Annotated in this window: 13 protein-coding genes; 11 read left to right on the forward strand and 2 right to left on the reverse strand. The window is 52.4% G+C overall.

What is annotated here, in order from left to right; genetic code table 11:
- The first annotated feature begins 314 nt into the window (after nt 1–314).
- The 11 genes from JCM25354_RS16790 (at nt 315) to JCM25354_RS04990 (ending at nt 8532) form a co-directional block, all read left to right on the forward strand.
- Nucleotides 315–1820 carry a methyl-accepting chemotaxis protein gene (locus JCM25354_RS16790; RefSeq protein WP_159103453.1) on the forward strand — a complete coding sequence of 502 codons (1506 nt, stop codon included), beginning with the start codon at nt 315–317 and terminating at the stop codon, nt 1818–1820.
- The gene (locus JCM25354_RS16795; protein WP_025885190.1) at nt 1801–2091 is read left to right on the forward strand and encodes an STAS domain-containing protein; all 291 of its coding nucleotides are present in this window, start codon (nt 1801–1803) and stop codon (nt 2089–2091) included. Before JCM25354_RS16790 ends, JCM25354_RS16795 begins: the two co-directional genes overlap by 20 nt.
- Nucleotides 2088–2471 (forward strand): response regulator, encoded by a 384-nt coding sequence (locus JCM25354_RS04955; protein ID WP_025885191.1) that lies wholly within the window; start codon nt 2088–2090, stop codon nt 2469–2471. Before JCM25354_RS16795 ends, JCM25354_RS04955 begins: the two co-directional genes overlap by 4 nt.
- Before the next feature lie 27 nt (nt 2472–2498).
- Nucleotides 2499–3551, forward strand: coding sequence for an Hpt domain-containing protein (locus JCM25354_RS22210; protein WP_243443909.1), 1053 nt, complete (start codon nt 2499–2501; stop codon nt 3549–3551).
- Nucleotides 3551–4726: a chemotaxis protein CheA gene (locus tag JCM25354_RS22215; RefSeq protein ID WP_243443910.1), complete on the forward strand. Its 1176-nt coding sequence runs from the start codon at nt 3551–3553 to the stop codon at nt 4724–4726. Before JCM25354_RS22210 ends, JCM25354_RS22215 begins: the two co-directional genes overlap by 1 nt.
- Before the next feature lie 104 nt (nt 4727–4830).
- The gene (locus JCM25354_RS04965) at nt 4831–5235 is read left to right on the forward strand and encodes a chemotaxis protein CheW (RefSeq protein WP_025885192.1); all 405 of its coding nucleotides are present in this window, start codon (nt 4831–4833) and stop codon (nt 5233–5235) included.
- Complete coding sequence (locus JCM25354_RS04970; RefSeq protein ID WP_025885193.1) at nt 5232–6071, forward strand: CheR family methyltransferase; 840 nt, start codon at nt 5232–5234, stop codon at nt 6069–6071. The genes JCM25354_RS04965 and JCM25354_RS04970 overlap by 4 nt, the downstream gene beginning before the upstream one ends.
- A gap of 3 nt (nt 6072–6074) precedes the next feature.
- Nucleotides 6075–7127 (forward strand): protein-glutamate methylesterase/protein-glutamine glutaminase, encoded by a 1053-nt coding sequence (locus JCM25354_RS04975; protein WP_025885194.1) that lies wholly within the window; start codon nt 6075–6077, stop codon nt 7125–7127.
- A 65-nt stretch (nt 7128–7192) separates the two neighbouring features.
- Nucleotides 7193–7582, forward strand: a complete 390-nt coding sequence (locus tag JCM25354_RS04980) for a response regulator (protein WP_025885195.1) — start codon at nt 7193–7195, stop codon at nt 7580–7582.
- On the forward strand, nt 7582–8142 hold the full coding sequence (locus JCM25354_RS16805; protein ID WP_025885196.1) for a chemotaxis protein CheD: 561 nt from the start codon (nt 7582–7584) through the stop codon (nt 8140–8142). The genes JCM25354_RS04980 and JCM25354_RS16805 overlap by 1 nt, the downstream gene beginning before the upstream one ends.
- Before the next feature lie 45 nt (nt 8143–8187).
- The gene (locus JCM25354_RS04990) at nt 8188–8532 is read left to right on the forward strand and encodes a hypothetical protein (protein ID WP_148301394.1); all 345 of its coding nucleotides are present in this window, start codon (nt 8188–8190) and stop codon (nt 8530–8532) included.
- A 151-nt stretch (nt 8533–8683) separates the two neighbouring features.
- Here JCM25354_RS04990 and JCM25354_RS04995 read toward each other — a convergent pair whose 3' ends face one another.
- Both JCM25354_RS04995 and JCM25354_RS05000 read right to left on the reverse strand, forming a co-directional pair.
- Entirely contained in the window at nt 8684–9037 is a 354-nt protein-coding gene (locus JCM25354_RS04995; protein ID WP_025885198.1) for a flagellar biosynthesis regulator FlaF, read from the reverse strand.
- Between the two features lie 94 nt (nt 9038–9131).
- Nucleotides 9132–10022 (reverse strand): MotE family protein, encoded by an 891-nt coding sequence (locus tag JCM25354_RS05000; RefSeq protein ID WP_051537230.1) that lies wholly within the window; start codon nt 10020–10022, stop codon nt 9132–9134.
- Nucleotides 10023–10294 lie beyond the last annotated feature (272 nt).

Below are 10294 nucleotides of genomic sequence, written 5' to 3' on the forward strand. Positions count from 1 at the left end.
CGTCGAAAATTTCATTCAGAATGCCAGAAATCGAAATCATGATGCTGTTCGCTCATACCTGATTCAGGGTGCCGCAAGTCTCTCTGCCACAACAATATGCCTTAACTTGTTCTTAATGGCTTCATGTAACGGTTTGAGGCATCGGCCCTTCTGACTTCAGGAGGCAGACAATGCTGCGTACTCTCTTTTATCATAAAGTGTATTGCCAATAACGCTTCTTCTTTCATCAGAATCTATTCAGGACAGCAAAGTATCACGAGATGAAGACCTGGTTTTATCAAGAAGCGTCATTCCGGTCGAAAATCGGAACGGCAATGTCATGTTTACAAATCGTTCTGGTCATCCATCTTTTTGGAGAGATCGGGCTGTTCTGGGGAGATGCACTCTCACCATACGCTTTTTCCTGCTCACTTGCTCTTACCGCTTGCGCATTTCTGCTCACGGTCCTTTTCCGTATTGTCCTCATAAAAACCATAGCTAGCCCGGTCGAGGAAATCCTGCATTTTGGCGAGAGTCTGAGCAAAGGCGAGACAGGGGAATACTCACGCGCTCCGGAAACACGGGATGAGAGCGGACATCTTTTTTCTCTCCTGTTGCGTCTGCGCGAAGAAGGCGCCGATAATAAAAACAACAAGCTCTACCTGGACGCAGCCAACAATGAACTGTCTGCATTCAAAAACCGGGAAATCTCTCTAAACAAAGAAAAAGAGATTATCATAACATCAATCGAGAAATCTCTTGATGCTGTCGCAAAAGGCGATCTGAACCTGACTCTGTCAGGCAATATACTCTCGGGCGATTTTTCAAAGATCGCCAACAGTTTCAATCACGCCTGTGCACACTGGAAGACAACACTCACAGAGATGGCACGCAGCTCGGAATTCATTACAACCGGCGCAGCCGAGATCTCCATGGCATCTGCCGATCTGGCACGACGCACAGAACTTCAGGCCGAAAATCTGGGCAATGCTGCCAATGCCGTCAGAACCATAAGCGCCGGCATTCAGATGACAGCTGATGTCTGTTCTGAATCAAGCACGGAAACAAGAAAAACTCTCGATCAGGTCAAAATTGCCACTTCAGTGATGGAAGAAGCGAATATCGCCATGGTCGGTATTCAGAAATCCTCCAGTGCCATTGGTGAAATCATATCGGTTATTGACGGAATCACCTTCCAGACCAATGTTCTTGCTCTGAATGCCGGGGTTGAAGCTGCGCGCGCCGGCGATGCCGGTCGCGGCTTTGCCGTTGTAGCGCAGGAAGTCCGGTCACTTGCAGAGAAATCGGCCAAATCGGCCAATGAAATCAAGCGACTGATCTCTGTCTCAGCAGAAGAGGTCGACAAGGGGGTAAACCTTGTACATCGTACCAGCCAGTATCTGGGCGAGTTCTCTGACAGCATCTCGAATATTGCGCAACGGATCGAAGGTCTGACCAAAACGACACGAGAACAGGCACTTCGTCTCGCGGAAGTAACCCATTCAATCAACGACATGGATCAGGTAACACAGCAAAACGCGGCCATGGTCGAAGAAGCCACAGCCGCAAGTCACAATCTGACCACTGAAACGCGTTCCCTCGCCCAGACACTGGGAGCCTTTCATCTGGGCAATAACACCAACTCATCCTCCCTCCCCCAAAACCGGCAGCGTCATACCGCAAACCGGCATCGGCACCGATCGCCAAGCCCTCCCCCTCCAAGCCTCTTCCCAATGAGACGAAGCGCCCAGTTTCCATCCCGACCTCTTCAAAACCGGCATTACAGGTCACATCGTCCGATCAGGGGTGGGAGGATTTCTGATGACGCCCAGTCTGCCTGAACAGAGCAAAGACCAGCCTGTCATCAAACTCCCCCCACGCCTTGATTCCGCCTGTGCTCACGCCCTCAGGGAGATAATCGCTCACTCTCCCGCGGCAGTTCTGGACGGAACCGACGTCACATATCTTGGTGGCCTCTGCCTGCAAGTTCTTCTAGCGAGCGCACGTCCAATCGTTAATCCTTCTGAAAAACTGTCAGATGCTTTTGTCCTGTTCGGCGCCTCCATGCCCCCGGCAGCAACCGGCATCAATACCAGCGAGCTCATGACATGACTGAAAGCCAGATTTTGCGTGTCCTAACAATCGACGATTCACGGACGATGCAAAGCATGCTCCGGACCACTCTGGAAGGAGCAGGTTACGAAGTGATCCAGGGCAATGATGGCATCGAGGGGCTCGAAGTTCTCGAGGCTGCCGCCTTACCCCCTGCCGTAATCATTACAGACATCAACATGCCCCGGCTTGATGGTTTCGGTGTCATCGAGGCAGTGCGAAAAAAGGATCATTTCCGGCACTTGCCGATCATCGTTCTGACTACAGAAAGCGATCAGGAGAAAAAGGCTCGCGCCAGAGCAGCTGGCGCTACCGGCTGGATCATCAAGCCGTTCAATTCTGACAGCCTGGTTTCAGCCATCCGACGCGTTACCCAGTAGAAAAGCAGGGGCAGAATGAGCTCAGAGATGGATGATATTCTGGAAATCTTCTTTCAGGAATGCGACGAACAGCTACAAGAGCTCGAGACGGGTCTGTCAGCTATCGCCGCGAAATGCGCCGAGGCAGATACAGTCAATGCTGTTTTTCGTGCCGTACACTCCATCAAGGGCGGAGCTGCCTCATTCGGCTTGCAGAATCTCGTCCGATTTTCTCACGTCTTTGAAAATGCTCTTGATGGCGTTCGTTCGGGCAGGATCCATCCTGACAAGGAAATTATTGCAGTCTTTCTGAAAAGCATGGACGTGTTGAGTGACCTTGTCACCGAAGCACGAGGTGGTGAGATCGTTGATGCCTGTCGTATCGAGGAAAGTCTTTCAGAGCTCAGGATTGTCAATGGTGAAGTATCTTCACCCCTCAATGATGATCTTTCCGATACACGAGCCTCCGAAGCCATTACCGAGGAATTCTGCCCGGTTCCATTCGCATTCGAACCCGTCGCTTTTGACTGGGGCGATGAATCCGAAATGCCGTCTGCTGTCAGAAAGATCGTTACCTTTCATCCTCATGACGCGATGTATGGCTGTGGTGACGATGCGCGCAATATTCTCGTCGCCCTGACTGCGCTTGCCCATGATAAAGGCGATACAGCTCGATCGAATGCCAGACACAAGACCTGCCTTCGCTCGACGCTCTTTCGCCAGAAACTTCCTACCTCACCTGGCGCGTCTCCTTGCCTGATACCGTCAGCGAAAGCGAAATCAGGGAAACGTTTGACTGGGTCGTGGATAGTTGCGATCTCACTGTTACGTCATCCACCGATACAGTCCTGCCTTCCCCCGGCACGGTCGGCCTCCCCGGATCACCTTGCATATATCCGGAGCCCGTCGAGAACCTTCCCCGGGAAATCCCCACGCCCCCAGCAGAAAAACATCTTTCCACCGAAGAACTCCTTGAAGCGTTGGCCATCTCTGCTCCAGCTCCTCGTGAGGAGGACGCTGTTACTCTTTCATCCGCAGCAGTCTCTCGCAAGGCAGAGTCTGCCTCTATCCGGGTCGATCTCTCACGTGTCGACGATTTGATGGATCTGGTAGGAGAACTCGTAATCGCTCAGGCTGCCGTGCAATCCCTCTGTCAGAAATCAGAGACTTCCGGTCATCACGAACTGATGCAGAGCATAGAAGGCATGCAGACCCTGACACGCGATATCCAGGATGCGGTCATGTCCGTGCGAGCGCAGCCTGTACGCAGTGTTTTCCAGCGTATGCAGCGTGTCGTCCGCGAGGCGAGCTCAATGACGCAGAAATCCGTTACTCTTGTTCTGGAAGGCGAAGAAACGGAAGTCGACCGTACCCTGATCGAAAAGCTTGCAGCTCCTCTGACCCATATGCTCAGAAATGCGGTCGATCACGGCATTGAGAAACCAGAAGATCGTCTAGCTGCCGGAAAAGCGTCTGAAGGGCGTATCACGCTCTCCGCAGAACACCGCTCAGGTCGCATTCTGATTACAATCAAGGATGACGGCGCCGGGGTAAACCACAAACGCGTATTCGAGACCGCTGTAAAACGCGGCATTATTGCACCGGATGCGACATTGAGCGAAGACGAGATCAACAACCTCATTTTCACCCCCGGTTTTTCAACGGCCTCCACTGTTTCTGATCTTTCCGGGCGGGGCGTCGGTATGGATGTGGTGAAACAGGCCATCATGAGTCTTGGGGGGCGCGTTGTTATCAGCAGCACTCCTGGCAAGGGCAGCACATTCAGTCTCAGCCTGCCCCTGACCCTGGCCATTCTCGACGGCATGCTGATTTCTGCCGACGAAACGACAATGGTCATCCCCATCTCTGCCGTTTCGGAAGCGATCATCGTCAGTCAGAGTGATGTTTATGCGCTTCCGGATGGGACCAACATCATCTCCAAGCGTGGTGAATGCATTCCACTCCTGCCTCTCGGCACCACACTCGGTCTTGCCGGCTCGCGAATACGACAGTCTCTCGAAGGAGCTGTGGTTCTGGTCGTGGAGAATGAGTCAGGCAGTCGTGCTGCCCTGATCGTCGACGAAATTTGCGGTCAGACCCAGGTTGTTATCAAGAGCATGGAGCGCAACTACCGTCATATCTACGGGGTGTCGGCTGCAACAATCCTCGGCGATGGCAGCGTTGCCCTTATTCTTGATGTTTCCGCACTGATCGCCGTTGCGCTCAGCCAGACAGAAAACAAAGCGCAGCTCGGCCTGTCCGAACTCGTGAACTAGGCCATCGTGACCATGCTCAGTATCAATCAGGAAACGAAGATGACCGACCAGCTGCCGACCAGCGAAGTCGTCGAGACAAGCTCGATAAAAATGATCATTTCGCTGTGGGTGCTCAGGAATACTGCATCCCCATTCTCAGCGTGCGCGAAATCCGCGGCTTTGAAAAAACCACGAAACTCCCTTTTGCCCCGCCCTATGTCTGCGGTGCCATCAATCTGAGAGGAATCATACTGACAGTCATTGATCTGGCGACATATCTCAATATCCCGGCCGAACTGGAAAACGCACGACGCGTCGTCATCATCGTCGAATCCCGTGAAGGCGTCGTCTATGGTCTGCTCGTCGATCGTGTCATCGACCTGGCTGATATCAGTACGGGCGACATCCAGCCCACCTCGGATGAAAGCGCCTGCCTGCACGGTCTCGTTCTGATCGACAGCCGCATGATCGGCATTCTGAAGCTCGACACGGTTGTCAGACATCTCGTAGGCGAATCAAGAAAAGGATGACCAACGGTATTACCCTCTCTGCGCCAGAATACACCGATCAGGACTTTCAGAGGCTGCAATCGATCGCCCGATCCCAGGCGGGAATCTGTCTGCCAGCCACTAAAAAGGCGCTTGTCTATTCCCGCGTTTCACGCAGGGTAAGAGAAATGCAGTTCGGGTCATTCAGGGAATATCTCGATTTCACGGCAGGCTCCGGCGGGACTGTCGAGATGGAGAAACTGATCTGCGCCCTGACGACAAATGTGACCGGTTTCTTCCGCGAGAAAAACCACTTCGATCATCTGACGACATGTGTCATGCCCGATCTCTCATCGGGCTTACGCAAGGGAAAACGGGTCCGCATCTGGTCAGCAGCATGTTCCACAGGTCAGGAGCCCTGGAGCATCGCCATGAGCGTTGCGAGCAGTTTTCCGGAAATTGCCAATTATGATTTCCGGATTCTGGCGACAGATATCAACAGCAATGTGGTGGCTCGTGCATCGGCAGCAAGCTATGGGCCCGACGAACTGGAGGGTATACCAGACAAGGAGCGATCGAGCTTTTTCAGGCTTACTGACGGCACTTACAGTATTACCGATACTCTGAGACGCCTCCCGAGCTTCAGAGTGCTCAATCTCAACGCTGCATGGCCCTTCCGGGGCTCTTTCTCCGTCATCTTCTGTCGCAACGTCGTCATCTATTTTGACGATGAGACCCGTGAAGCACTCTGGAAACGCCTTGCAGACCGGATCGAACCGGGGGGCTTTCTCTATGTCGGGCACTCGGAACGCGTTGCCAATGCAAAACAGTGTGGCCTGACGAATATCGCTCCGACCATATACCAGAAGGAAGGCTAGACAATGCTTCCCCCCGTCAAGGTACTCGTGGTTGACGATTCACGAACGGCACGGGCAATGATCCGTCATGCTTTCCAGAACCATCCGGATCTCGTCATTGCAGGAGAAGCGGCCAATCCTCTTGAAGCCCGGGATATGATTATCAGGGATCAGCCGGACGTCATTACACTCGATATCGAGATGCCCAACATCAACGGTCTGCAGTTTCTTGAAAAGATCATGCGATTGCGCCCGATCCCTGTCGTCATGGTTTCAAGTCTGACCGAGCGGAATGCAGAAATTGCCCTCACGGCATTACAGATGGGTGCATTCGACTGCTTCCCCAAGACGATCGCCACAGTCCCCGGCACAAATGCTTTTGCTGGTCTGCCCGGCATCGTAAGACAGGCAGCGCGATCAAAACCGGCTGTGAAGACACGCGCCACTGCGCTGACAGCAACCGCACCGGAAAACAGACACTGGCAACAACCCTATGATCTGGTTGCAATAGGCGCCTCGACAGGGGGGGTAGAGGCCATTGAGGAGGTCCTGAGTGGCTTTCCTCCAGACAGTCCGCCGATTGTCATCTGCCAGCATATGCCCGCATTCTTTACCGCCAGTTTTGCGGCACGTCTGGACAAGAAACTCGCCCCCCTTTCCATCCAGGAAGGCCGCGACCGGGAAATATTGTTGCCGGGTCATGTCCGCATTGCCCCTGGCGGTACCCGGCATATGACCATCATACGTACTGAGGGCGGCATCATGACACGCCTCGTCCAGGCTCCTGCGGTGAATGGTCATGTTCCCTCGATTGACGTTCTCTTCGACAGTGTTGCGGATCAGCTCAGCAACAGATCGCTAGGAATTATCCTGACAGGCATGGGACAGGACGGTGCAGAAGGTCTTCTTGCCCTGAGACAGGGTGGAGCGTGGACAATCGCACAGGACAAGGCATCTTCAGTTGTCTATGGAATGCCGAGAGTTGCTGCCGAACTGGGGGCAGCCTCCCAGATCGTTCCTCTCAACCAGATCAGCACAGCAGCCATGAGCGCACGCACTCGCCAGACGCGAGCCTGATGCAGCCTGAAGTCGTGCAGAAACGTATCTCTTTTTCGATTATCGTGACGTCGTAAGGACAGGAAATGCCTGCAGCCTCTCAAATCAGAGCTCTCATCGTCGACGACCAGGCCTCCATACGCCAGGTTCTGGCCAATAACCTGGTACAGCTTGGATTCAGCCAGATTGCCCAGCGCAAGGATGGAAAAGAGGCTCTCGACTATCTTGGGCAGAACCCTGTGCATCTCGTCATTTCCGACTTCAACATGCCAGTCATGGATGGGCTTGCCCTGCTTCAGGCCGTCCGTGCAAATCCGAGGACGCAAAAAACCGCTTTTATCATTCTGACCAGTGAAGCAAGTCGTGACCTTGTCCAGGAAGCGATCAAAGCAGGTGTCAACAACTTTCTGGCCAAGCCCTATACTGTTGCGAAACTCCGCGAAGTCCTGGAGAAGGTCTTCGGACCTATTACCTGATGCTGATATCGGCCCAGACCCGTACGATCATTCAGGGTGATGTGCTCATTACCGATAACGCAGAGATGCTGTTCACAACTCTGCTCGGTTCCTGCATCTCGGTCTGCATGTACGACCTTCATGCACAGATCGGTGGCATGAATCATTTCCTGCTACCGAATGGAGAAGACTGCGACAGCACTACTGCCATGCGCTTCGGCGTGAACGCGATGGAAAAACTTGTGAATGGCATTCTTGGCGCTGGTGGCAGGCGCGACAGGCTACTCTGCAAAGCCTTTGGAGGCGCAGCCATCATTCCTTCTCTCGGTCATATCGGGCGGGAGAACAGCACTTTCGTTACCCGATATCTTGCTGATGAACGCATTGCTTGTGTGGCTCAAAGCCTGGGAGGAAGACAGGCACGCAGAATAAGATTCTGGCCGACACAAGGGCGCGCTCAACAAAACCTGGTCGAAGATAGCCGCGCCATCGGCATACAGGAACAGATATACAACAAAAAAGAAGCCGATTTCGAAAGAAAATGGAAAAAGACAGACGCATCAATCATTGAAATGTTCTGATAACAGACAGAAGTTTATTCCCAAAACTATGCAGGAGCCATGCTGTTGAATACGCAGCCTCGTGAAGTCCTATCAAATATTATTCAGCAACTTGCCATTACGCATGAAAATCTTCTTTCTGTACAGGCTGCCATCGAGCGGTCAGCCCTCGGTACCCGTTTTCATGAAGACGAAATCGTCAACCTGCAAAAACTCGACCACGCCACACAATTTGTCGATGCGATCACACTAATTCTGCAAAATCTTGTGACAGTGACCCCATGGGAAAAGAATACTGAGATCACTCTGGAGGACGTGCTGAATAATGTGCGCCTTGGCAACATACGCGGGGTCTTTCTCAAACAGGAAAAAGACACGCACAGTCCTGTTGGAGAGATAGACTTTTTCTAACCCCGACAATGTTGGGAAAAATGCCTGATTACCGGTTAACGGAAATACGATTTGACTGCCTTTTTATCAGACGCAGAGAAAGCTGTATCTTTCACTACCCCTTGGGCATGAGTTATCACAATAACATCATCCAGGACATAGCTCCGCTGCACTATTGTGCCAGCAACCCATCCAGAACGTTTTGCGCAATATCAATCAGAGGCTGCAGCGTCAGATCGCTTTCAAGAATTGCCTGAATCCCATAGCGCTGGGCCTTGTCTGCCAGCGAAACGATCAATTCACGATCATCTGCAGCACTTTGCCCCCCATCAACGATATTGGCTTTCATGATCATAGACCAGAGTTTCTGATGACGATCCAGGGCTTTGAAGCGCGACGCCTGGTCCTTGTGACGCTCGGCGAGAGACAACTCGTCAATCATCATCATAAAACAGGCGGCCTCTGCCTCACGCCCCGAGAGAGAGGTTTCTGCCACAGCCTGATAAGCTTTGAGCGCTGGGTGCATTCTGATTTACCGCTAGAGAAACATTGGAAGAAGGCAAAACTGAAAACCGGGACGTGCCTGCCGGACAAAACAGACATCCCATAAAAACCGGCGGTTACTCTCGCAACGCGCCCTCCCTGTCGGACTCGGCGCGGGGCAGCCAGGAGAGCACACCTGCCGAAGCAGAACGATGCGACAAGCTGTCAGATGAACTGTTCTGTGAATGGAAATTGCGCACACCTGCAAGATACTGGGAGACCGTATTGACCCGTTCGGGGAACATATACCCCATGATCGCGGAAATTTTCCTGGGGTTCATGTTATTGGCAATGGATACCAGAACATGAATATCCATGATGTTGAAAACAGCCGCCGCCTCCCGTGGAGGCATCTCCTCATAGATCTTTACCAGTCGGGACGTTTCGGCGGCCATTGTTTCACGATGGCGCGCCTGTTTTTCGGCCAGCTCGGCCATGGAATTGTCGATCGCACGCATACGGTTTTCCAGAACGATACGAGCTGAATCCAGCACACGCTTCTGTTCTTCGAGTTTTTTCTGCTCATCATCAACCGAACCCTGTCTGGCAAGGATCGTATTGACGATTTCAGATTGTGCCTGATCAGTCGAACTCAACTCGCCCGACAAGACATGATTGCCCTCCAGACATGATCCCCCTTCACAAGATGTGGCATGACCATCATTCCTGAGGAATGCAGCGTCGACAGGCCCAGTTTGTGGAGTAGTCTGTGTTGCATCGCTCAATCCGGGAACAGAACGCCATCCGCCCCGCCTGTTTGATTTCGACTCCGGAATCTTGTGTGCTCCGGAACTGGGTATTGCTTCCCCCCCGTTGCCGGATACATCAGAATCGCTGGTGTTTTTGACAGAATCTGCACGATCATCCTGTCCGATATGCCTCGCAAGCGCATGCACATTCATGGCGAGTGAGAGGGTCATGAGAATGGTAGAAATATGAAGCAATCGTCCAAGAGGAAGTCGCGGCATTACCATTCAGCCCAATCGATCAAAGACAAACAAAGATACTTCTATAATTCGACAGTCCAACGCTTTTGAAGAGAAGAAAAATACTATATTCTTCCCGTCTACTTCGCGCAGAATAATATCGCCCAAAAATGAACATAGTGATAATATCACGACCACGTAATAGTTACAGGTAAGGGGTTTTGCAAGCTTCTTTTCGTGCAGGAAGGTCATATCCAAGGCCCTCCGGAGCATGTTGCATCAGAATGTGCCTGACAGGCTACGCCCTTCGCTCC

The sequence above is a fragment of the Asaia prunellae JCM 25354 genome (genome assembly GCF_000613885.1).
Taxonomy (GTDB): domain Bacteria; phylum Pseudomonadota; class Alphaproteobacteria; order Acetobacterales; family Acetobacteraceae; genus Asaia; species Asaia prunellae.